The organism is Bacillus sp. J41TS8 (assembly GCF_018333035.1).
Lineage (GTDB): Bacteria > Bacillota > Bacilli > Bacillales > Bacillaceae > Bacillus > Bacillus paralicheniformis.
Map to the genome: position 1 here is coordinate 278544 of NZ_BORF01000003.1, position 23791 is coordinate 302334.

Consider the following 23791-nt stretch of genomic DNA (forward strand, 5'->3'; position numbering starts at 1 on the left):
CGTTGACATTGTTAAAGGCGTCATCTACAATTAATATTGTTAACCGGTAAACGATATTAGAAGGATTGTTAACGAATAAACAAAAATAAGGCAGGCGGTTTGACATGAGACCAATGAAATTGAATGCTTCTTTCATTATGTATTTTGTGTGTATCAGCGCCTTTTTCGCATCGTTGAATCAAAATATTTATTCACCCATCATTCCGTTAATCAGAGACTCGTTTCACGTTTCTGTATCGATGGTCAACCTGTCCGTCTCGCTGTTCATCTTCATTACCGCTGTGATGCAGATCATTGTCGGCTCAATTGTCGATTTTAAAGGAGCGAGGTTTGTGATGATGGCGAGCATGATCGTAACGGTCATCGCCACAATCGGCTGCGCCGTCGCCCGGGACTTTGGCCTGTTTCTTTTTTTCAGGGTGCTGCAAGCTTTGGGGACGGCTGCGCTTCCATTAATTGCGGCAACCACAATCGGATCTCTGTTCCAGGGAACGAAGCGGGGCAGTGCGATGGGGACTTATCAAATGCTACTTTCCCTTGCACCGGCAGCGGCGCCTATTCTCGGCGGTTTTATCGGGGAGCGCTATAATTATCCGGGGATTTTTTGGTTTTTGACGGTCTTGTCTGTTCTGTTGCTTTTCGGAAATGCGTTTTGCTTTCCGCAGAGCCATGCGGAGAAAAAGACCAATCTCAGCGCGGGCAGCCTGTTGTCGCATTATAAGGACATTTTCAAAAACAGGACGGGAAATGCCGTTTTGATATTAAGCTATCTTCTTTTCTTTCTTTATTTTTCAGTGATCGTATATTTGCCGATTTTGCTGACTGATCATTATCACCTTGATCTGCAGATCGTCGGCTTGCTGTATTTGCCGATAGCCGTCAGTACGGTTGCCGGCAGTGTGCTGTTTAAATGGATACAAAAGAGATTGTCGCTCGGACGGCTGTTTCTGATCGGCAATCTGACCGCCGCGGGCAGCGTCGTCTGTTTTGGTTTTACCCACTCGTTTTCACTTTTCGCCATGTCGGCAGCCCTTGTTCTTTTCGGTGTTACGATGGGGCTGATCCCGCCGCTGTTCTCGACGATGATGGCAAATGAATTTGAGGAGAATCGCGGCAGTGCGATGGGCATGTTTAATTTTATCAGGTATACGGGAATGGCCTGCGGTCCTGTTATATCAGGCGTGTTATTAGGAATGTCATCTTCTGTTTTCGTTTTCGGCTGCTTCGGCATCGTCTATGCCGCGGCCGCTCTTTTGATGATCGCGGTCATGCGAAAAGCAGCTCACACAAAGACGCTGCAAGAACCAAACAAAAAAGCTGCCAGGTCTTAAAGCCGGGCAGCTTTTTTGATTACAGATCCGTTCTCCACATTTCTTCTTTCACTTGTCTTTTCTCAGACACAAAGGAGAACATCGTCAGCGTCAGCCCGCACATGGTCATAAGCGCACCGCCTGTGGCAAGGTATGTGTAGGACTCTGACGCATTAAGAATGAGTCCGCCGATCCATGCCCCGAGTGCGTTGGCCAAGTTAAATGCAGCGATGCTGACAGAGGTGGCGATCGTTGTTCCGTGTTCAGACGCAGCCACGACCTTTGTTTGCAAAAGAGGTACTGTTCCGAACGCGCCAGCTCCGAATAAAAATGTCACGATGATGGCGCCGGCAGGATGTCCGCTGACAAAAGGGAAGGCCGCAAGAATCGCCATGAGCGCGACCATCACGCCGATCATGGAGCGGGTTAACAGGTGAAACGGCACCTTTCCGGCGTAGAAATTGCCGACGACTCCGCCAAATCCGTAGGCGAAAAGGGCGGCTGTAATGCCGAGGCTGCCAAAACCGGCAGAATGCCGCAGCATCGGTTCAATAAACGTGTAGGCGATGAATACGCCTGAATAGCCGAAAATCGTGATAGCAAAAGAAAAAAGAACTTGTTTATTTTTAAACACATCCCATTCATGGATCAATTTAGGGACGACTTTCGGTTTTCTGTGCGGCACCGTCAGCCAAATGCCGGCGAGGCCGATCAATCCGAGGCAGGCGATCATCAGAAAGACGATCCGCCAGTTGAAAAGGTCGCCTAAATAAGAACCGAACGGAACGCCGAGCATCAGGGCGATGGTCAAGCCGCCGTTCATTGAAGCGGCAGCGGCGGCCCGCTTTTCGGGCGGTACCATTTCGCTGACGAACACCATCGTCGTTGCAAAAAATGCACCATGAATGGATGCGGATAGGATTCTTGAGATCAACAAAACGGTGAAGTTCGGTGCCAGGAAACTGAGCGCATTCGACAGTACAAACACACTCATCAAGCCGAGCAATACCGGTTTGCGCGGCATTTTTACAGATAATATGGTGACGATCGGCCCCGTCAGACAGACGCTTCCCGCGTATGCCGTTACCAATAAGCCGGTAGACGAAATCGGAACAGAGAGATCCTTTGAAATGGAAGTCAATATACCCATAACGACGTACTCTGTAAAGCCGATAGAAAATGTGCAAATCATAAAAATTGCGATGATCAGTTTGACTGGTGCGTGCAGTGTTTTTTTCATCCTGACCCCTCCTTTTAAAAAACATGAGTTTATATATTAAAAGATTAAAAGCCGATTTTCAACCGTTTGTAGCGGGTCAATATGTTCCCCAAACGGTATGCCGGCGGCACAAAAAGCGCCATCAACATGATGCCAGCGCTTTCTTAAAATCTGACATTTTATTTTCACAATCAAAGGTTAAAACATTCCACATTCCTGCCCCCGACGAACGCTTGCTGTTGGGGGTTTTTTATTTATAGACCGATTGGAACAGCTCTATCATTCCGAAAAAAGCGCTTACAAAGCAAAACAAAATATGTTACTCTTAAAACAAATGTATTCAAAAACAAACAAAAACGGAGTGATACGTATGGTGGATTATTTATGGTCAGAAACTGAGGCTGCATCGCTGCGTCCGGGTCTTGACGAACTCGTCTACCGTTCCAACCTGATCGGCTCTGACCGCTCGGTCTGCAACTGGGGCGGGGGAAACACATCGATGAAAACGACGGAAAAGGATTTCAGGGGCAGGGACATCGAGGTGATGTGGGTGAAAGGCAGCGGCTCGGACTTGGCGACGATGTCAGCGGGTCAATTTACCGGGCTGAGGCTCGATGATATTCGTCCGCTGATGAAACGGAGCAGTATGACTGATGAAGAAATGACGGCATATTTGTCTCATTGCATGATGGACGGAAAGCACCCGCGGCCGTCGATCGAAACGCTTCTTCATGCTTTTTTGCCGTTTCCGCATGTCGATCACACCCACCCAGATGCGATCATCAGCATCTGCTGCGCTGATAATGGAAAAGAGATCGCAGAGGAGATATTCGGCAGCCGCTTTGTATGGGTGCCTTATGTCAGACCGGGCTTCGCTTTATCGAAGATGATAGCAGAAGGTGTGAAAAACAACCCGAATGCAGAGCTTGTTTTAATGGAGAAGCATGGACTCGTCACATGGGGAGAAACGGCGAAAGAAAGCTATGATCAGACGATTGCCATGATTCGCGAAGCGGAAGCATACATTAAAAGCCGTTCAGAAGAACATCAGCCGTTTGGCGGACAGATGGTCGAGCCGCTTGCACCGGAGGAGCGGAAACGGATTTTAGCCGATATCTTGCCGATTATCCGCGGCGCTGTCAGAGGAGAGAAACGCATGCTGCTCACCTGGTGCGATGCTGACGATGTACTCGAATTCACGAACAGCAGGCGCGCTCCGTCGCTTTCACAGGTCGGCGCCGCTTGTCCGGATCACCTTGTGCATACAAAGCGGACGCCTGCCTATATTCCGTGGAATCCCGCTGAACAGGACAAAGAGAAGCTGGTCGAACAGATCAAAACCGAGATTGCTAGGTTTAAAGAGTCATATGCCGCCTATTTTCAACGAAACCGGCGTGAAGGAGACGAGATGTTTGAATCGGCGCCGCGCGTGATGCTAATCCCGGGAATCGGTATGGTGGCAGCAGGTAAAAGCCTGGCGATGGCAAAGGTCAGCCGAGATTTATACCGGCGGGCGATTGCTGTCATGAAGGGAACGGAAGTCCTTGGAAACTTTGTATCTCTCAATGAGGAAGAATCCTACAATGTTGAATATTGGCCGCTTGAGCTTTATAAATTAACGCTTGCTCCGCCGGAAGCCGAATTTTCCCGCAAGATCGCATTTGTGACGGGGGGAGCGGGCGGAATCGGCAGCGAGACCTGCCGCCGCCTTGCTTCAGAAGGTGCGCATGTTGCGGTTGCTGATATTAATATGGAAGGCGCAGAAAAAACAGCCGCAGAGATTAATGAACAATACGGGGCTGAACGAGCTTCCGCCGTCCGCATGGATGTGACGAAAGAAGAGGACGTTCAGGCGGCCTTCGAGGAAATCGCTCTGAAATACGGCGGGATTGACATCCTCGTCAACAATGCGGGGCTTGCGACATCCAGCCCGCTTGATGAAACGACGCTCGAAGAATGGAATTTGAATATGAATGTACTCGGAACAGGATATTTTCTCGTCGCCAGAGAAGCTTTTAAGCAAATGAAAAGACAGGAGTCAGGCGGCAGCATGGTGTTTATCGGCTCGAAAAATTCCGTTTATGCAGGCAAAAACGCTTCGGCATACAGCTCTGCAAAAGCGCTTGAGGTTCATTTGGCGAGATGCATCGCCGCAGAAGGCGGACCGTATGGAATCCGCGCGAATTCAGTGCTTCCGGATGCGGTGCTTCAAGGCTCGGCCATCTGGGACTCCAAGTGGCGCGAAGAAAGAGCCGCCGCCTACGGGATTGAACCCGACCGGCTTGAAGAGCATTACCGCAAACGTACGACTCTTTCCGTCAACATTTATCCCGCCGACATCGCCGAAGCGATCGCTTATTTCGCTTCAGAAAAAACGGCAAAAACGACGGGATGCATGTTGACGGTTGACGGGGGAGTGCCGGCCGCATTTTCAAGGTAATTGGAAAGGAGCGGCTTCGGCCGCCCTTTCAGAAAACAAAGGGGGAAAAGGGAGATGAAGGGCGAGACCCATTGGATCATACCGGACGGTTTTATTCCTCCGGAAAGTTCCGGAAGCTTGACGAGCCATGAAGCGATTTGTGTTTTAAATTGCCATGAAGAAGACGCAAACCTTGCGATTACAGTATACTTCGAAGACCGTCCGCCGCTCGAAGGCATTCCCGAGACGGTTCATGGCAAGAGAACGAAGCATATTCGCACAAGTTCTTTGCATCGATCAGGAGAACGCATTCCTGAAAATGTTCCTTATGCGATCGAGATCGCAAGCGATGTACCTGTGATCGTCCAGTACAGCCGGCTGGACACAACCCAGCCGGAACTTGCGTTAATGTCAACCATGGCATATCCGTTAAAAACAAGGGGGATGGGTGTACATGATGAATGACCGGGCTTACGCTTTATTTGAAGAACAGCAGAAAGACAGGGGCATCAGCCTTTCTGAAGTAAAGGGAAAATTGAAAGCGCTTAAAATCGAGACGCCTTCATGGGGATACGGGGACTCGGGCACGCGCTTCAAAGTGTTTCAGCAAGAGGGCGTACCGAGGGATCCGTTTGAAAAAATGGAGGATGCATCAGTCGTTCACAAATTAACCGGAACCTGTCCTTCCGTCGCCATCCATATTCCGTGGGATCAAGTTGATGATTACGGAAAGCTGAAAGCGCACGTCGAGCAGCTTGGCCTTGCCGTCGGCGCCGTGAATCCGAACTTGTTCCAGGACGATGACTACAAATTCGGAAGCGTCACAAACGTTAAAGCGGACATTCGCCAAAAAGCGACCGAGCAATTGCTCGAATGCGTCGATATTGCAAAACAAACAGGCTCCAGGGAAATCAGCCTCTGGCTTGCTGACGGGACCAACTATCCCGGTCAGGGCGACATCAGAAAACGGAAAAACTGGATGTATGAGTGTCTGGCTGAAGTATACGAAGCGCTTGACGATGATATGCGGCTCTTGATTGAATACAAGTTTTTTGAGCCGGCTTTTTATCATACAGACTTGGCGGATTGGGGGATGGCTTACAATTTGGCGCAAAAGCTCGGGCCGAAGGCTGAGGTGCTCGTCGACACCGGCCACCATGCCCAAGGGACGAACATCGAGCACATTGTCGCTTATTTGCTTGACGAAAAACGTCTCGGAGGCTTTCATTTCAACAGCCGCAAATACGCTGATGACGATTTGATCGCGGGCGCGCACAACCCGTACGAACTGTTTCTCATTTTTTATCAAATTTTGGACGCCAGCCGCGATTCCGACCCGAATGTCCGGAAGACGGCCGAACATATTTCGTATATGCTTGATCAATGCCATAATCTCGAACCGAAAATCCCGGCTGTACTGCGCTCGGTCATGAATGTGCAGACTCAATTTGCAAAAGCGCTTTTGATCAACTTCGATAATGTGAAGAAAGCGCAGGAAGATCATGACGTGCTTGCCGCAGAGGCTGCGATCCGCGAAGCATTTGAAATTGACGTCAAACCGCTCCTTTACGCCGTGCGGGAGGAAATGAACGTTCCGCCTGATCCGCTCAAGGCTTATGCGGAAAGCGGGTATGTGGAAAAATTCCTGGCGCGAGGCAAAGGCGGTGCAAGCTGGTGACGATTCTCGCTTTTGATCTTGGTGCGTCGAGCGGCAGAGCTTATGCAGGTCATGTGGACGGCGGTCTGATCAAAGCGGAGGAAATTCACCGTTTTCCAAATCAGCCCGTTCAGGCGGGAAAACACCTTTATTGGGACATTCTCAGGCTGTATCATGAAATCAAACAGGGCATTTTAAAGGCGAAAAACGGCTGCGGACGAATCAGCTGCATCGGCATCGATTCCTGGGCGGTTGATGTCGGTTTTCTCGATAGGAACGGAGAGCTGCTGGGGAACCCTTATCATTACCGAGATCCTTATACGGACGGAATGATGATGGAGGTGCTGAATGAAATCGGAAAAGAAGAGCTGTTTTCCAGAACCGGTATTCAGTTTTTGCCGTTCAACACCATCTTTCAGCTCCGGGCGCTGAAAAATGCGAATTCTCCGCTGTTGGAACACGCGGAAACGCTTTTAATGATTCCTGATTTGCTGCGCTATTTTTTAACGGGCGAGAAAAAAAGCGAGTTTACAAATGCGACGACAACTCAGCTGTTCAACCCGAAAACGTCTGACTGGGATTGGGAGCTCATCAGCCATCTGGGGCTCCCGGCCAATCTTTTTCCAAAGGATATAGCAAAACCCGGAAGCGAAGCGGGGAGGCTGTCACAATCAGTGTGCAGCGAATTGTCGGTGCCTGCCGTACCGGTCATTGCCGTCGGCGAACATGACACGGCTTCTGCAGTTGTCGGCGTTCCCGCTGAAACGGAAGACTTTGCATATTTGATTTGCGGCACCTGGTCGCTGATTGGAACTGAACTTGACACTCCGCTGATGTCAAAACAGGCGCTCGATTGGAATTTTACAAATGAGGGCGGTGCAGGCGGTACATTCCGCTTTTTAAAAAACATTATGGGATTGTGGCTGTTCCAGCGCTGTCAGGCGGATTGGGAAAAAGACGGGATCAGCTATTCGAGCGTCGAGCTTGTCAAACTTGCCGGACAGTCGGAAGCATTCAGGTCGGCGGTTGACCCGGATGACCCGATGTTTCTTAATCCAGTGCATATGCCTGAGGCGATCAGGGAGTACTGCCGTGCAACGGGACAGCGCGTTCCGGAAACGCCCGGACAGGTGATCCGCTGCGTGCTGGAAAGTCTTGCATTTAAATACCGGTTCACGCTTGAACGGATTGAAACATTGACAGGAAAAGAATATGACGGACTTCACATGGCGGGCGGAGGGATTCGAAATGAACTGCTGTGCCAATACACGGCGAATGTACTGGCCAGAAATGTATGGGCCGGACCGGCAGAGGCAAGCGCCATCGGCAACATTGCCGTACAGGCCATCGCGCTCGACATGTTTTGGGATATTCAAAGCGCCCGAAAAGCGATCAAAGCTTCCTTCCCTCAAAAAACGTATGTACCGGAAGATACAGAAGCGTGGGAGGCGGCATACCGCCGCTATACAAGTCAGATTCTCGGCGCCGCTTCCCGCTGAAAACATTTCCTGTATCGGCGCTGATGCGCTATCATGAAAGTAACAGTGACTTTTACCAAAAAAGGAAGGAAGTAAACGGATGCTTGTAGCTGAAAGACACCAAAAAATCGTCGAGCTTGTCAATCTGCGCTCGAGCGTACGCGTCACAGAACTGAGCGAGCTTTTTTCCGTCACGGAAGAAACGATCAGGCGCGACTTGGAAAAGCTTGAGAAGGAAAACAAGCTGAAAAGAAGCCATGGCGGCGCGGTCAGCGTGCAGACTGAAGAAGCAGAGGTGCATTTTCGCGAGCGCGAAATTACAAACGTAAACGAAAAAAAGATGATTGCATTTGAAGCCGTCAAGCATGTGAAAAGCGGGGAACGGATTATTCTTGATGCCAGCACGACGGCGTGGTACATGGCAAAAGCGCTTGAAAACATCCCGCTGACCGTCATCACCAATTCAGTCAGAGTCGCGATTGAACTCAGCAAAAAAGAAAAGGTGACGGTCATTTCAACCGGCGGGATGCTGCTGCCGCAATCGATGTCATATGTCGGCCCTTTGGCTGAGCGCTCCCTTGATATGTATCACGTCAACAAAACATTTCTGTCTTGCAAAGGCGTCGACCCTGCGAGCGGCTTGAGCGATTCAAACGAAATGCAGGCGTTGTTGAAAAAACGGATGATCGAGATTGCGGACGAAACGATTTTGATGGCGGACAGCAGCAAATTCGGAACCCGTGCTTTTTCGCAAATCGACCGCCTTCATGACGGATACAGGGTCATCACAGATTCAGGGATTGATAAAGAAAACCTTGCCCTCTTGCAAGACATAACAGAGAACATCACGATCGTCAGCTGAAATCAAGCTCCTCAAGCACTTGATTTTAAAATCAGGCGCAAATGGGATAAAATAGAAGAGTAAAAAAGGAAAGGAGATGTTTTTGATGGCGAAAAAGATTTTGATCGTAACGGGCGACGCAGTTGAAGCGCTGGAAGTGTATTATCCTTATTACCGCTGTCTTGAAGAGGGCTATGAAACGACGATCGCCGCACCGAAAAAGAAAAAGATTCATACGGTTGTTCATGACTTTCTGGATTGGGATACATACACCGAGAAGCCAGGCTATTTAATTGACGCGCATGCTTCATTTGATGAGATTGATCCGTCCGAATACGACGGCATCATCATTCCGGGCGGACGCGCACCGGAATTTATCCGGATGTACGACTCCCTGCTGAAAATCGTTGCTCATTTCTTTGAGGAAAATAAACCGGTCGGCGCGATTTGTCATGCGAGCCTGATTTTCACAAGCCTGAGAGAACATCTGAAAGGGCGGGAGCTGACGGCTTACATCGCCTGCAAACCGGAAGTCGAAGCCGCGGGCGCGACTTATGTTGAGGAGAAGCTTCATGTGGACGCCAATCTGGTCTCAGGCCATGACTGGTCCAATCTGCCGGAGTTTATGAGAGAGTTTTTTAAAGCGTTAAACAAATAATATGCAGGGACGACCCCGCAGCAGTTTGGGGTTGTCTCTTTTTTTAGACATGTTCCGCTTCGCATTTTATAATGGTACAAACGGGTAACTTGGACAAAATATAATGGAAAGAGAGGTGCTCCGATGTCAGCAGATCATCATGAACACACATTAAATCCCAAAAGTTCTAAAGGAAAAGAACAAATCACAAACCGCTTAAAGCGGATTGAAGGGCAGGTCAGAGGCATTCAAAACATGATTGAAAATGACCGCTACTGCGTCGATATTCTCGTTCAAATCTCAGCTGTGCAAGCCGCGATGCAAAAGGTGGCTTTCAGCCTGCTTGAAGATCATACCCACCATTGCGTCGCAAACGCGATTAAAAGCGGTGAAGGCGAAGAAGCCATCGAGGAGCTGCTTGATGTGTTTAAGCGTTTTTCAAAGTCGTGAACGAAAAAAGAGAAAATCGTTTTCTTGAAATACCCTACAGGGGTAAGGTAATATAAAACCGATCAATATCATCAAACCATAGGAGGTTTTCAATATGGAACAAAAAACACTGAAAGTCGAAGGCATGTCTTGCAACCACTGTGTTCAGGCAGTAGAAGGAAACGTCGGAAAGCTTGGCGGAGTAGAGTCCGTTAAAGTGAATTTAAGCGAAGGCAAGGTCGAAGTGTCGTTTGATTCAGGCAAAGTATCGCTGAAAGAAATCATCGATACGATCGAAGATCAGGGGTATGATGTCGCAGGCTAATGTATACCTATAAGGGGTATATAAGGAGTGAAGGATATGGACGGACAAAAAGAAGCCACCCTCCAAATCTCTGGCATGACCTGCGCCGCCTGTGCGGCGCGGATCGAGAAAGGGTTGAAAAGGCTTGACGGCGTTCAGGATGCAAATGTGAACTTGGCGCTGGAAAAATCAAAAATCGTTTATGATCCGGGGCAAATCGAAGTCGGACAGCTGGCTGAGAAAGTCGAATCGCTCGGCTATCAAGTTCCAGCGGAAAAAGCCGAATTCGCAATTTCCGGCATGACGTGTGCGGCTTGCGCCAACCGGGTGGAAAAGCGCCTCAACAAGCTGCCGGGCGTCAAAAACGCCGCCGTCAACTTTGCCATAGAGACTGCGGCAGTCGACTATCATGCCGGTGCGGTTTCGCCGGAGGAAATGATCGAAGCCGTTGAAAAGCTCGGCTACAAGCTCGAGCTGAAAAAAGACCGAACTGCGGATGGAGCGGCGGAACAAAGAGAAAAAGACATTCAGCGTCAAACCGGCAAATTTATTTTTTCAGCCATTTTATCTTTTCCGCTGCTCTGGGCAATGGTCAGCCATTTCAAATTCACGTCATTTATATGGCTGCCGGGGATGTTCATGGATCCCTGGGTTCAGTTCGCCTTGGCGACACCGGTTCAATTTATCGTCGGGAAACAGTTTTACACAGGGGCTTATAAAGCGCTGCGGAACAAAAGCGCCAACATGGATGTGCTGGTCGCTCTCGGTACGTCTGCCGCCTATTTCTACAGCTTGTATTTAAGCATTGAAAGCCTCGGCACGAACCGGCATCCGGACGGCCTTTATTATGAAACAAGCGCCATCCTCTTAACTTTGATCATTTTAGGAAAGCTGTTTGAAGCGAAAGCGAAAGGGCGCTCATCCGAAGCGATCAAAAAGCTGATGGGGCTGCAGGCAAAGACAGCGACCGTCGTCAGGAACGGCGAAGAGATGACCGTGCCGATTGAAAACGTTTTGGCAGGCGACATCATGTACGTGAAGCCCGGTGAAAAAGTACCGGCAGACGGAGAGATTGTCGAAGGGCGTTCTGCGCTGGATGAATCGATGATCACCGGTGAAAGCATCCCTGTTGACAAGACGGTTGGAGATCCGGTTATCGGTGCTACAATCAATAAAAATGGATTTTTAAAAGTAAGAGCAGAAAAAGTAGGCAAAGATACTGCGCTGGCGCAGATTATCAAAGTCGTGGAAGAGGCGCAAGGTTCAAAAGCGCCGATTCAGCGGCTCGCAGACCGGATTTCCGGGGTTTTTGTACCGATTGTCGTGGCGATCGCGGTCATCACATTTTTCGTCTGGTATTTGGCGGTTAGCCCCGGCGAATTCGGCACGGCGCTGGAAAAGCTGATTGCGGTGCTTGTGATCGCATGTCCGTGCGCGCTCGGTTTGGCAACACCGACATCGATCATGGCCGGATCGGGCCGTGCGGCTGAATTCGGAATTTTATTCAAAGGCGGCGAACATTTGGAGACGGCTCACCGCTTGGAGACGATCGTGCTTGACAAGACGGGGACGGTCACAAATGGAAAGCCTCAGCTCACAGATGTGCGCCCTGAACCATGGATCGATGAAACATCGTTTCTCAAGCTTATCGGTGCTGCGGAAAAAAGCTCTGAACATCCGCTTGCAGAAGCCATTGTCGAAGGCGTTAAAAAGAGAGAGATAGAACCGGCCTCAGCAGACAGCTTTGAAGCGATACCCGGCTATGGTATCGAAGCCGCAGTCAATGAAAAACGGATTTTGATCGGCACAAGACGGCTGATGGAAAGCCGTAATATTGACATTCAAGAGGCGCGCAGCGAAATGGAAGAGCTCGAAACACAAGGAAAGACGGCAATGCTTGCCGCCATCGACGGTCGGTTTGCCGGGATGATCGCCGTCGCCGATACGATAAAAGACACGTCGAAAAGAGCGGTGAAAAGGCTGCATGATATGGGGCTCGATGTCGTCATGATCACCGGGGACAACCGGCGGACGGCAGAAGCGATTGCTGCTGAAGCCGGCATTCAGCATGTCATCGCAGAAGTTCTGCCTGAAGGAAAAGCAGATGAAGTGAAGAAAATCCAGGCAAAAGGCAAAAAAGTTGCGATGGTCGGCGACGGCATCAATGATGCGCCGGCACTGGCGGCAGCCGATATCGGAATGGCGATCGGAACGGGGACTGACGTCGCCATGGAAGCCGCCGACATCACCTTGATCCGCGGTGATTTAAACAGCATCGCCGATGCGATCCTCATGAGCAGGCTGACGATCAAAAATATTAAACAAAACCTTTTCTGGGCGTTTGCCTACAACAGCATCGGCATTCCGTTCGCGGCCGTCGGGCTTTTGGCTCCGTGGATCGCAGGTGCCGCAATGGCGTTCAGTTCGGTCTCGGTCGTTCTGAATGCACTCAGGCTGCAAAAGGTGAAGCTTGATTGGAGGAATCCGTCTTGAAGGATAAGACAGTGCTCGTTTGGACGGTTTCGGCGGTTGTTTATGTAGGAATTGTCATGCTCGTATACAGCATATTGGCCGCTCAGGAACCGATACCCGATGAAAAGCCTCATGACGGTCATGCTTTAGAAGAGCATGCCAAATGATTTGATAAAAAGCCGGATGTTAAAGAACATCCGGCTTTTTGTATTAGTATCTGTTATTGCTCATACACATCAAAATCTTTTCCTGAACGATTTCTTTCATGGCTTCTTTGGCGGGGGTCATATATTTTCTTGGATCGCTTGCATCGGTGTGTTCATGCAGATAACGGCGCAGTTTATCTGAAAAAGGAATTTTTAATTCAGTCGCGATATTTACTTTTGCACAGCCGAGCTTGATGCACTTTCTTACATCTTCTTGCGGAATTCCTGAGGCGCCGTGCAGGACGAGCGGAACTGAAACCCGTTTTTGAATCGCGGCCAGCCGGTCAAAATCGATATTGGGTTCTTTTGAGTAAAGCCCGTGGGCTGTACCGATTGCCACCGCCAGCGAATCGATTCCGGTTTTCTCGACGAACTCTTTTGCTGCATCCGGATCGGTGTAATAAGCGTCAGCTTCATCCACGATTAAATCATCTTCCTGTCCGCCGAGTCTTCCGAGCTCGGCTTCTACAGTGGCATCTTTTTGCCGGGCATATTGTACGACGCTCGCTACAATTGCGGTATTTTCGGCAAATGGACGGTGCGAAGCATCAATCATCACAGATTTTGTCCCTAATGATAAAGACTCGCGAATATCATCAATCTCTTCATGATGATCGAGATGGAGGGCGACCGGGATTGAGCAGCGCGCTGCGGCTGTTTCTGCAATTGCTTGAATATAGTCGCGGCCTGCATAGCTGAAGGTTCCGGGAGTAGCCGCAAGAATCACGGGGGACCTTAAGGCTTCAGCCGCTTCTGTCACGGCTTGCACGGTTTCCAGGTTGTGAATGTTAAAGGCCGGCACCGCATAGCCGTTTGTCTGTGCGTCCAGCAGCATTTTCTTCGTATTTGTCAGCATATCGATTCCTTCTTTCTGATCAAAATTAGGATATATAGCTCGAAAAGGTGTTCAGAATGTCATCAGGACTCGAGGCTTCAAGCAGCTGCTGCCTCGCATCTTCGTGAACAAGCATGCGAGACACCGATGATAATAGATTGAGATGTGTGCTGCCTGCCTCGGCATCTGGTATCAATAAAGCAATGATAAATGTGACAGGGTTTTGATCAAGCGCGTTCCATTCGATTCCCGTCTGGTTTTGAATGATGATGACAGATGCTTCTGTGATGTCCTTCAGTTTTGCATGGGGAATGGCAAAGCCTTCAATGAAGCCGGTCGTACTTTCAGCCTCTCTTTGTGCCAATCCGTGGATGACCGCTTGTTTTGTTTGGGCGGCTCCCGATTCATATGCGATCTGAGCCACCCGGTCAAACGTTTCCGCTTGGGAAGATAACGTTTCTTGAAGATAGATGTGCTCTTTTTTGATTAAAGCTGCTGTGCCCATGTTTGATCAGCCTTTCTGTTTTTCATATGTCCGTTTTTGATAAAAGCCGTATAAGAAGGCGCCGATAAGCGATCCGATGATAATCGACAACACCCATTGAAAGGCTCCTGTGACAACGGGAAGTACAAGGAATCCGCCGTGCGGGGCAGGTACTTGAACTGCAAATGAGTATGTTAATATCGCCGATACCGAAGAGCCGATCATCAAAATCGGAATGACAGGGATCGGTTTTTTTGCGGCGAACGGGATAGCACCTTCGGTAATATGAGTGGCGCCGAGAATAAAATTGACAAGCCCTGCGTTTCGGTCCTGCTGGCTGAAATATTTGCGGAAAAGCAAAGTGGCAAACGCAATGACGAGCGGCGGTGTGATGCACGCGGCGGAAACGCCTGCCATGAAATATTGGTTCCCTTCAGCGAGAAGAGCAGTGCCGGTGACATAAGCGGCTTTATTGACCGGACCGCCCATGTCAAATGCGCTCATACAGCCGATGATCAAGCCGAGAATGACGGGGTTCGCCCCTTGAAAATCGGCTAAAAAGTCCTTCATCCCTTCATTGATGGCCGTCATCGGCTCGACGAGGAAAAACATGACCGCACCGATCAGAAAAATGCCGATAACCGGATAAAGAAAAATTGCTTTTAGCCCTTCAAGGGACTGAGGCATTTTTTTAAGTGCATACGAGAGACCATAAATGATCAGTCCCGCCAAAAAACCGGATACGATGCCGCCCAGAAAACCCGCTCCACCCGTGCTGGCGATCATGCCGCCGATAAAACCGACAATCAGGCCGGGGCGTTTGGCCATTGAATCGGCGATATAGGCGGATAAAATCGGAACCATCAGCTGGAAGCCGAAGGCGCCCGTTTTATTCAGCAATTCGGCAAAAGCGTTGTAGCTTGGATGTTCAGGATCTGCTGAATGGATACCGAATAAAAAGGATAGTGCTATCAAAACCCCTCCGCCGACGACAAATGGGAGCATGTGGGAAACCCCGTTCATCAAATGTTTATATATTTTACGGCCGATGGAAGCGGCTTCGCCTGTTTGGGGTTCATCCTCTGTTTTTGCCGTTGTTTGTCCGCGGTAAATCGGCGCTTCGCCGTTCATCAGCGCCCGAATTAAAGATTCGGCATCACGGATGCCCCGCGCAACCGGGACGTCAAGGACGCGTTTGCCTGCAAAACGCTCGGCGCCTACATCCTTGTCAGCTGCGACAATGACTCCGTCGGCTTGTTTAATGTCCTCTGGCGATAGTTCGTTTTGAACACCGATTTGTCCGTGTGTTTCGACTTTGATTTCTACACCAAGTTTGGCGGCGGCCTGTTTTAAGGCTTCTTCAGCCATAAATGTATGGGCAATTCCTGTTGGACAGCCGGTTGCCGCGATGATTTTGAACTTTTTCATAAGAAAACCCCCTTTATAAATGAGTGATTTGAATTTGTGAAGCGGTTTGATCGAGTTTTGACACATCTCCGAGTCCTTTCGAGAAAGCCGTCAAAGATCCGGCGGCAGAGGCGTGTCTGAGTGCTTCAAGAACAGAACAGCCGAGCTCCTGTTTTCCGACGAATACGGCAAGCATGGCATCGCCGGCACACGCGGTATTGACAACTTTGCCTTTGGCGGCGGTCGCTTTTAAGGTTCTTTGGCGGTCCAAATAAAGGGCGCCGTCTTTGCCGCGGGAGATGAGAACCCTTTCAGCGCCGCGGTCGAGAAGCTCCTTTCCGTAATGGATGATGTCTTCTTCAGACAGCGCTTTCTTCCGGCTGAAAAAAGCGGCAAGCTCCTGTTCATTCGGTTTAATCAGGTAAGGATGGTATGAAAGACAATCTAATAGGACGGGAGAACTGATATCCAAGATCAATTTCAGTTTGTTTTCGGCGGCAATCTCGGAAAGCGAAAGGTAGATGTCATCGGGGACTCCTCTCGGAAGACTGCCAGAAACAAATAAAAAGCGGCCGGACGGAATTTGACGGATTTTGTTGATCAGCTCCTGTTTTCGGCTATCAGATATAAGCGGACCTTTGTTTACGATTTTGAATTCCCGGGTGGCGTTAATAAAAATATTAATTCGTGAGATGCCTTCGACTTCGACAAAGTCTGTGACGATTTTTTCATTGAGCAGTTCATTTTCAATAAAACGCCCGGTAAATCCGCCTGTAAATCCAAGCGCGGTATTGTTAAGGCCGAGGCGCTTGAGCATAAAAGAAATATTGACACCTTTTCCGTTTGGCTGATAATCTTCATCTTTAGTGCGGTTGACGACATCGGGTAGCAGCTCGTCGGTTTCAACGAATAAGTCGACCGCGGTATTCATCGTGCATGTATAAATCATGCTGTATCCCCCCTTTATCTGTGGCTTCACAGACATTATGTCACAGATAAAAGGGGGGATGTTTACAGGTTGTGTAAAGGTTTTCAGCTATGAGCGGTGCGGATGACGTATGAGTCCAGCATGATGCGGGAGAGGACTTGCAGAGGGAGGCGAGAGCGGACTTCATAATCGGGAAAAAATGATTGTTCACCTTTAAACCCGACCAGTACGATCTCTGATAATTTCGCAAGACGCGAATCGATCCTTGTTGTTAATGTAATGGTGGAAATGGCTTGTAATTTGAAATTTTGAGCGGCTTCAACAAGCTCTTCTGTCTCGCCGTTCAGGGAAACAAAAAGGCCGATGTCTTTTTTGGCCAGTGTTTTTGACTTGCCTCTGATAATATTCGGGTCGCTGTGCATCTCGCAGTTTTTGCCGAGCAGCTGAAGCTTGATCGTCATCTCGGTCCCAATCATTTCAGACAATCCTCTTGCGAAAATGTAAACTTTTTCGGCATTGCTGATTTTTTGAATGGCATCTTCGATCAACCCGATATCAAGCATTTTAATCGTATCCAGAACTTCTCTTTCATTCTTTAGCACGGCCTGTTTAATTTGGCTGTCGATATCATCCATCAGCGGAGCGTGCCCGAGGTGGTGTTTTTCTTTTAATGCGTACTTAAAAGAAGTGTAGCCGTCATAACCGAGCTTTTTCATTAACCTGACAATCGTGGCTGTTGAAACATTTGCATCCTCGCTTAATTTTACAATCGATAAAGTGGCGATGAGATCTAAGTGCTGATAAATGTACTCGAGCAAATGCCGTTCTGAATCGCTGAGCGACTGATATGTGTCAGAAGTCATTTGAAACACGCTGTCTTTCATATTAAAACCCCCTTTTATAGTCATATTGTATCAGTTTAGCAAGGGGGGAGGAGAAAAAATAAACGTTCCCGACATAACAATATCCGGCCCGAGAGCCGGATATTTCAAGTTAAGAAGCGATTTTTCTGCATGCTTCCGCACATGCAAAGCAGCTTTCAGCGCAAAGCTGGCAGTGGTCATGCTTGTGCAGGCTGCATTCATTGCCGCAAGCTTCGCAAACCTTTGCGCAAAGCTGGCAAATGTCTTCGGCATACGGGCTGTTGCGCGTCATTGCTTGAAGTGCGAATCCGCACATCTCCGCGCATTCCCGGTCAAGCCGGATGCATTCGGCCATCATCCCTGCGTCTTCTTCCATCAGACATTTGTCAAAGCAGTGATTGCAGGCTTCAAGGCATTCCCGGCAGGCTTTGATGCATTCCTCATAGACAGATTCCACGACATACACTCCTTTTTCTGCGTTTTCCCTTCGTTGTACCCTGCTTTAAAAGCGGGAAAACATACGAAAAACTGCTGCACATCGTGTACAGCAGTTCGTCGGTTATTCGGCGAGGCCTTGATGGATCCGGTCAAGGTTTTCTTTCATCATCTTATAATAGGAATCTCCCGCTTCACCGGGCTTTCCGATCGAATCGGTGAAGACTTTTGCTTTAATCGGCACGCCCGTTTCCGCTGACAGGCTTTCCATGCTTCGCGGGTCAACGCTTGTCTCCACGAATAAGGCCGGGACGTCCTTTTTTTTCACCGTGTCGACGATTTTTTTCATCTGACCGGGAGTTCCTTCATTTTCGGTATTGATTTCCCAAATATACTGCGCGTCGACGCCGTAGGCCGATGCGAAATATTTAAAGGCCCCTTCGCTCGTCACAAGGACGCGGCGCTCTTTCGGTATATCTTTAAAGCGGTTCACCGCTTCATTATGAAGCTTTTGCAGCTTGCCGATATAGGCTTCCGCGTTTTTCTCGTAGTCTTCTTTATGGTCGGGATCATTTTTGATCAGCGCATCTCTCGCGTTTTTGGCATATTGAATCCCGTTTTCTATATCAAGCCATGCATGGGGATCTTCTTCCGTTTCTTTACCTTTGGCGGTGAGATGCTTTGGCTTGACCCCTTTGCTCAGTTTGTAGACAGGGGCGTCATCGCCGTCTTTTTCAGCTGTTTCCAGCAGCTTGTTAAACCAGCCGTTTCCCGTCTCCAAATTGAGGCCGTTGTAAAAGACGATATCGGCGTCCGTCGTTTTTTGCACGTCTTTAGGCAGCGGATCGTATTCGTGCGGGTCTGTTCCGACAGGTACAATGCTGTATAAATCGATGTGATCTCCTCCGACTTGTTTGACGATGTCATAGAGAATGGAGTAGGTGGTGACGACCTTCAGCTTTCCGTTTTCTTCACTGCTGCTTTTCGATGAGCAGCCGGCGGCGGCAAGAACAAGAATCAATGCCGCCGCAATGGCTAATGTTTGCTTCCATTTCATGTTTTGTTTTCCCCCTTTATATTGTGGTTATGATTGAAGTGCTGCCCGTTTTCTTCTTGATTTCAAAGCTTTCCAAAGCACGCCTTGTTTCGGTGAAAATGTAAAGGAAAGTCCGAACAAAATCGTAGCCACGAGCACGATCGCCGCTCCTGAGGAGAGGTTGTACGTATAGCTTAATCCAAGACCGACGACCGCAGACAAAGCGCCGAGGAAAGCGGACAAATAGATCATCACCCACAGCCGGTCCGTTAATAAATAAGCGGTTGCGGCAGGCGTGATCAGCATCGCGACGACGAGGATAATGCCGACGGTCTGAAGCGATGCGACCGTGACCATCGTTAAAAGCGTCATTAAAAAGTAGTGAATCAGCCGGTTCGGCAAGCCGTAGACGGCCGCCATCGTCGGGTCGAAAGAGGTGATGAGCAGCTCTTTGTAAAACAAAAAGACGGCGGTAAGAATAATGACTCCGATGACGAGCGTGATCCACATGTCGGATGAACGAACGGCCAGCACATTTCCGAATAAGATGTGGTACAGATCGCTTGAGCTTTTGACAAGCGTAATCAAAATGATTCCGACGGCGAAAAAGGCCGTGAAGACGATACCGATGGCCGAATCGTTTTTAATCCGGCTGTTTTGGCTGACATAGCCGATTCCGAGAGCCGTCAGGATGCCCGTAAAGACGGCCCCGAAGAAAAAATTGACGCCGAGCATATAAGAGATGGCGACGCCGGGAAGGACCGCGTGTGAAATCGCATCTCCCATCAGCGCCATTCCCCTGAGAATGATAAAGCAGCCGATGACGCCGCAAATGATGCCCACCATAATCGATGTGAACAGCGATTTTTGCAGAAACGAATATTCCATCAAACCATGGATAAATTCCATCAGATCGCACCTCTTTTCGATTGCAGGAACGGAAGCTGAGATTCGTAGGCTTTCATCATCACGTCGGGATTGAGGATGTCTGAGACAGGGCCTTTTTGAATCAGCTCTTTGTTCAGCAAAATTAATTCATTGAAGTAGCTGTCCGCTTTGCTCAAATCGTGATGGACGACAAGAACGGTCTTTCCTTCATCACGAAGTTCCTTTAAGATGCTGACGATCATTTCTTCGCTCGTCACATCAATTCCGACGAACGGTTCGTCAAGACAGAACAGCTCTGCTTTTTGGGCGAGCGCCCGGGCGAGAAAAACGCGCTGCTGCTGCCCGCCTGACAGTTCACCGATCTGGCGCTTGCCGTATGCTTCCATCCCGACTTTTTCTAGACAGTGATATGCCCAGTCTTTATCGCGTTTTTTCGGGCGTCTGAAAAGGCCGAGTTCAGGATACGTGCCGAGGATGACGGTGTCGAGGACATTGATCGGGAACGTCCAATCCATATCATTCCGCTGCGGAACATAGGCGATTTGTTTGCGTACATCTTTGAGCGGTTTTCCGAGCAGACGGACGTCGCCTTTATCCTTTGGAATCAATTGGAGCATGGCTTTTAACAGCGTTGATTTTCCTGCGCCGTTCGGTCCGATAACGCCCGCCATCATTCCTTGATCAAGCGAGAAATTGATATTGCGGAGCGCTTCTGCGCCGTGATAAGAAACATATAAATCTTTTACAGTAATCGCGGGTTTCATAGGTTCATTAACCCCTTTCTATGTCTATATGAAAGTTAACCTGATACAATATTTTTGTTGCGGTAATATTTTATTGCCTTATGACATTTTTTTTACCTAATGCAACTTTTGATTGAATTCTAATATATCATTCCTAAGTTGTAAAGCGCTAAAATTGCTGAAAAACGGTAAAAGCCATGCAGATCAAGCTGCATGGCTTTAAAAAAATTTCTTCTGTGCCGGTTTATCGTTCAAATTGAAACGTATCGATTGCGACTTTCCCTTTGAAGACAAAGTAGATGCGATGGGTGCCTGCCGATTTTCGGACGGAAGCTTTTATCGTTTTCCAGTTTTGCAATCCGGATGTGTCAGGCACTTTTAACGAACCGATTTGCTTTCCTTTTTGAGGATGATCGAGGATGATGCCAATTTCGCCGCCGCCTCTGCTTGCAACCTTTGCTTTTATCCTTTTTTCGCCTTTGATGCGGACATCATGGAAGGCAATCCACGCGTTTGCTGTACTGCTTTTTACCGCATCGCCGCCGTATTTGGATTTTTCGGTGATGAGCACGCCTTTGTAGTCGTCGTAGTTTTCAGCGTTTGTCTGCCGCCGCAAGTTCCGTTCTCGAATCGTTTCACCTTGGACGAAAACCCGCTTTGTCTTGCGGATGTCCGCCGCCGAGCTCCCGACCGATATTTTGTATGCGCCTCTTTCAACGGCAAACGTTTCGCTCGTTACATCCCAGAAGGCAAGGTCTGTCTGTTTCAGCTTGAATGTCACGGTTTTCGTTTCTTTCGGTGCCAGCTCCACCCGCTGAAAGTTTTTCAAGTCCAGATTCGGCTGTTTAACCCGCGTTTTAAACAGGGGAGAAGTATAGAGCTGAACGACTTCATCTCCTTTTCTTCCGCCTGTGTTGGTGACGTTGACGCGGATCGTGACGGAGCCGTCTTTTTTGATGCTGTCAGAGGAAACGCTTAAACCGCTGTAGCGGAACGCTGTATAGGATAACCCATGGCCGAACGGATACAGCGGCTTGCCATCGAAATATTTATAGGTTCTTTTCCCTTTGATGATATCGTAATTCATCATATCCGGCAGTTCTTTGACTGACGTGTGCCAAGTTTGCGTCAGCCGTCCGCCGGGATTTTCATCTCCAAAGAGAATGTCCGCCAATGCGCTTCCCGCCTCCTGGCCTCCGTGAGCGGAGTATATGATCGCAGGAATGTGCGCTTTAGCCCAGTTGAGAGCGAACGGATAGCTGCTCGTTACGACAAGCACCGTATTGGGATTGGCTTTAGAAACAGCTTTCAGCAGATTTTCCTGGGCCGGAGGGAGTGTAATATCTTTTCGGTCTTCGGTTTCCCGGCCGTTGATGTAAGGATTGTTGCCGACGAACACGACGGCTTTGTCCGCGGCTTTTGCCAGTCGAACCGCTTCATCCGTACCGCTCTTGATGATCGCCTTTGAAAACTTTTCCGCTGCTGTCGCCGGTTTTTCGGCAGCGGCTGTTAATGTCCCGTCTTTTCCGGCGGTGAGATATTTGCCGTTTGCCGTATTTTTGATGGCGAATGTCCCGTCAGGCTGTTGTTCAAACTGGAAAGTTTCTTTGACGGTCCAGCCGTTCGGCTGTTTCTGATCAGCGATCAGCTTGCCGTCATCCTGAAGCGAGACATAGAGACCGTTCGCTTGGGCGCGGAGGGTGAAAATGCTTTCTCCCCAATCCGCCGCATCGAATGCCGCGCTTTTCTCAAGCTTGTCAGCTGATGCTGTGAGCGGTTGTTTGCCGTCCCGGCCTGCGGTTACAAACTTTCCTGTCAGCGCGGATTTGAACCCGCTTTGTTCCAGCCCTTCGGCAAAGGAGACGCGGTCTTTGCCGATTTTGTCCGCGATTCCGTCAAGCGCGGTTTTCCGATAAGGCATCGTTCCGCTGTACCAATCTTCGTAAAGCGCATTTCCAAATGGTCCGATAACTGCGATGTTTTCATTTTTCCGGGCATTGAAGGGCAGCAGATTCCGGTCGTTTTTCAGTAAAACGATGGCTTTTTCAGCCGCTTTTTTCGCAAGCTGCCTGTGCTTTGGACTGTTGATGACGTCATCTGTCAGGCGGCTGTACGGATTGAGTTCGTCCGGATCGAATTCGCCCGTGCGAAAACGGATGCTGAATGTGTTGGCCAAGGCTTGATCGAGGTCTTTCTCAGACATAAGGCCTTTTTTTAAGGCACCGGTTAAGGCGGTTTTCGTCAGCTCGAGATTTTCTCCCTGATCTGTAAAGTTGTCAATGCCGGCTTTTACGGCGTGGGCATGCGCTGTTTCGTGGCTGTCATAATACTTGTGGTCAGTGACGATTCCTGAAGGATCAAAGGCATCGCTGACGATGAAGAAATCGTCTGAGGCCCATTTTCGTTTGACTGTGCTGTTGAGCAGCGGGCTCAAAATGGCCGGTTTATCGTTGACAGAATTGTAGGCCGGCATCAGGCTGTACGCGGCTTTTGCGGAAATTGCTGTTTTGAAGGGCTTCAAATAATACTCGTTCATGTTCCTGGGATCAATGCTTGAGGAGCTGAATCCCCGGTCTGTTTCGTTGTTATAGGCAAGAAAATGTTTTAAGGTAGGAACTGTTTTCAAATAGAAGGGATGCTCACCCCTTAAACCGGAAGCATAGGCGGTTGCTATTTCCCCGGTTAAAAAAGGGTCTTCGGAATAGCCTTCTTCATTTCTTCCCCACCTTGGGTCCCGCAGCAGATCGACGACCGGCGCCCAGACATTGACGCCGTTTGCCGCGGGATCAAGGTGGTGGAAGCCGCGGACTTCATCGCCGACCGCTGAGCCGATTTGTTTGATTAACGAGCGGTCCCATGTGTGCGCAAGCCCGACAGCCTGCGGGAAAACGGTCGCTTCCCCGAGCCAGGCAACGCCGTGAAGCGCTTCTGTGCCCGTTTTAAAAGCGGGAATGCCGAGCCGGGGAATGGCAGGCTGATATTGATGCATCAGCGACACTTTTTCCTCAAGGGTCAGGCGTGAAAGCAAGTCGCTGACCCTTTTTTGAACAGGGAGACCCGGATCTTGAAAGGGATATTCATATTGATCAGCCCGGGTTTTAGCGGCCGCGGGCTGAGGCGGATCGAAAGCGGCGGCGGAAAGGATCGTGCACATTGCCGCCAACATGATGGTGCGGATCGTTTTCAGCATCCTGATCACT

The 23791-nt window shown here is 49.3% G+C and carries 22 protein-coding genes; 11 read left to right on the plus strand and 11 right to left on the minus strand.

Features of this window, described 5'->3' with window-relative positions:
* The first annotated feature begins 104 nt into the window (after window positions 1–104).
* Window positions 105–1331, plus strand: a complete 1227-nt coding sequence (locus KI350_RS06670; protein WP_065644306.1) for an MFS transporter — start codon at window positions 105–107, stop codon at window positions 1329–1331.
* Window positions 1332–1350: 19 nt separating this feature from the next.
* Here the strand turns inward: KI350_RS06670 and KI350_RS06675 are convergent, their stop codons facing one another.
* Entirely contained in the window at window positions 1351–2550 is a 1200-nt protein-coding gene (locus tag KI350_RS06675; RefSeq protein ID WP_065644307.1) for an MFS transporter, read from the minus strand.
* 349 nt (window positions 2551–2899) lie between these two features.
* Between KI350_RS06675 and KI350_RS06680 the strand changes: the two genes are divergently transcribed.
* From KI350_RS06680 to KI350_RS06725, 10 genes are all read left to right on the plus strand, one after another.
* Window positions 2900–4969 (plus strand): bifunctional aldolase/short-chain dehydrogenase, encoded by a 2070-nt coding sequence (locus KI350_RS06680; RefSeq protein WP_065644308.1) that lies wholly within the window; start codon window positions 2900–2902, stop codon window positions 4967–4969.
* A gap of 54 nt (window positions 4970–5023) precedes the next feature.
* A complete protein-coding gene (locus tag KI350_RS06685; protein ID WP_065644309.1) occupies window positions 5024–5413 on the plus strand; it encodes a sensory rhodopsin transducer in 390 nt (129 codons plus the stop codon).
* Complete coding sequence (gene rhaI / locus KI350_RS06690) at window positions 5406–6626, plus strand: L-rhamnose isomerase (RefSeq protein WP_212930451.1); 1221 nt, start codon at window positions 5406–5408, stop codon at window positions 6624–6626. The genes KI350_RS06685 and rhaI overlap by 8 nt, the downstream gene beginning before the upstream one ends.
* Window positions 6623–8104: a rhamnulokinase gene (locus tag KI350_RS06695; protein ID WP_065644311.1), complete on the plus strand. Its 1482-nt coding sequence runs from the start codon at window positions 6623–6625 to the stop codon at window positions 8102–8104. The genes rhaI and KI350_RS06695 overlap by 4 nt, the downstream gene beginning before the upstream one ends.
* A 79-nt stretch (window positions 8105–8183) precedes the next feature.
* Complete coding sequence (locus tag KI350_RS06700; protein WP_065644312.1) at window positions 8184–8945, plus strand: DeoR/GlpR family DNA-binding transcription regulator; 762 nt, start codon at window positions 8184–8186, stop codon at window positions 8943–8945.
* 85 nt (window positions 8946–9030) lie between these two features.
* Complete coding sequence (locus KI350_RS06705) at window positions 9031–9582, plus strand: DJ-1/PfpI family protein (RefSeq protein WP_003185255.1); 552 nt, start codon at window positions 9031–9033, stop codon at window positions 9580–9582.
* Window positions 9583–9705: 123 nt separating this feature from the next.
* Window positions 9706–10011 carry a copper-sensing transcriptional repressor CsoR gene (csoR, locus tag KI350_RS06710; RefSeq protein ID WP_020452956.1) on the plus strand — a complete coding sequence of 102 codons (306 nt, stop codon included), beginning with the start codon at window positions 9706–9708 and terminating at the stop codon, window positions 10009–10011.
* A gap of 94 nt (window positions 10012–10105) precedes the next feature.
* Complete coding sequence (gene copZ / locus KI350_RS06715; protein WP_020452955.1) at window positions 10106–10315, plus strand: copper chaperone CopZ; 210 nt, start codon at window positions 10106–10108, stop codon at window positions 10313–10315.
* Between the two features lie 36 nt (window positions 10316–10351).
* Window positions 10352–12787, plus strand: a complete 2436-nt coding sequence (locus KI350_RS06720; RefSeq protein WP_065644313.1) for a heavy metal translocating P-type ATPase — start codon at window positions 10352–10354, stop codon at window positions 12785–12787.
* Entirely contained in the window at window positions 12784–12933 is a 150-nt protein-coding gene (locus tag KI350_RS06725; RefSeq protein WP_023856286.1) for a hypothetical protein, read from the plus strand. The genes KI350_RS06720 and KI350_RS06725 overlap by 4 nt, the downstream gene beginning before the upstream one ends.
* A 43-nt stretch (window positions 12934–12976) precedes the next feature.
* Here the strand turns inward: KI350_RS06725 and KI350_RS06730 are convergent, their stop codons facing one another.
* The 10 genes from KI350_RS06730 to KI350_RS06775 form a co-directional block, all read right to left on the minus strand.
* Window positions 12977–13828 carry a tagatose bisphosphate family class II aldolase gene (locus KI350_RS06730; protein WP_065644314.1) on the minus strand — a complete coding sequence of 284 codons (852 nt, stop codon included), beginning with the start codon at window positions 13826–13828 and terminating at the stop codon, window positions 12977–12979.
* Between the two features lie 25 nt (window positions 13829–13853).
* The gene (locus KI350_RS06735) at window positions 13854–14312 is read right to left on the minus strand and encodes a PTS sugar transporter subunit IIA (RefSeq protein ID WP_065644315.1); all 459 of its coding nucleotides are present in this window, start codon (window positions 14310–14312) and stop codon (window positions 13854–13856) included.
* Between the two features lie 6 nt (window positions 14313–14318).
* On the minus strand, window positions 14319–15719 hold the full coding sequence (locus tag KI350_RS06740) for a PTS fructose transporter subunit IIC (protein ID WP_065644316.1): 1401 nt from the start codon (window positions 15717–15719) through the stop codon (window positions 14319–14321).
* 13 nt (window positions 15720–15732) lie between these two features.
* Entirely contained in the window at window positions 15733–16647 is a 915-nt protein-coding gene (pfkB, locus tag KI350_RS06745; RefSeq protein ID WP_065644317.1) for a 1-phosphofructokinase, read from the minus strand.
* A gap of 83 nt (window positions 16648–16730) precedes the next feature.
* Entirely contained in the window at window positions 16731–17510 is a 780-nt protein-coding gene (locus KI350_RS06750) for a MurR/RpiR family transcriptional regulator (protein WP_065644318.1), read from the minus strand.
* 109 nt (window positions 17511–17619) lie between these two features.
* Window positions 17620–17946: a four-helix bundle copper-binding protein gene (locus KI350_RS06755; RefSeq protein WP_065644319.1), complete on the minus strand. Its 327-nt coding sequence runs from the start codon at window positions 17944–17946 to the stop codon at window positions 17620–17622.
* Between the two features lie 102 nt (window positions 17947–18048).
* The gene (locus KI350_RS06760; protein WP_065644320.1) at window positions 18049–18981 is read right to left on the minus strand and encodes a metal ABC transporter substrate-binding protein; all 933 of its coding nucleotides are present in this window, start codon (window positions 18979–18981) and stop codon (window positions 18049–18051) included.
* Between the two features lie 27 nt (window positions 18982–19008).
* Window positions 19009–19869 carry a metal ABC transporter permease gene (locus KI350_RS06765; protein WP_065644321.1) on the minus strand — a complete coding sequence of 287 codons (861 nt, stop codon included), beginning with the start codon at window positions 19867–19869 and terminating at the stop codon, window positions 19009–19011.
* Entirely contained in the window at window positions 19869–20612 is a 744-nt protein-coding gene (locus tag KI350_RS06770) for a metal ABC transporter ATP-binding protein (protein ID WP_065644322.1), read from the minus strand. Before KI350_RS06770 ends, KI350_RS06765 begins: the two co-directional genes overlap by 1 nt.
* A 223-nt stretch (window positions 20613–20835) precedes the next feature.
* Complete coding sequence (locus tag KI350_RS06775) at window positions 20836–23781, minus strand: glycoside hydrolase family 3 C-terminal domain-containing protein (protein ID WP_065644323.1); 2946 nt, start codon at window positions 23779–23781, stop codon at window positions 20836–20838.
* Window positions 23782–23791 lie beyond the last annotated feature (10 nt).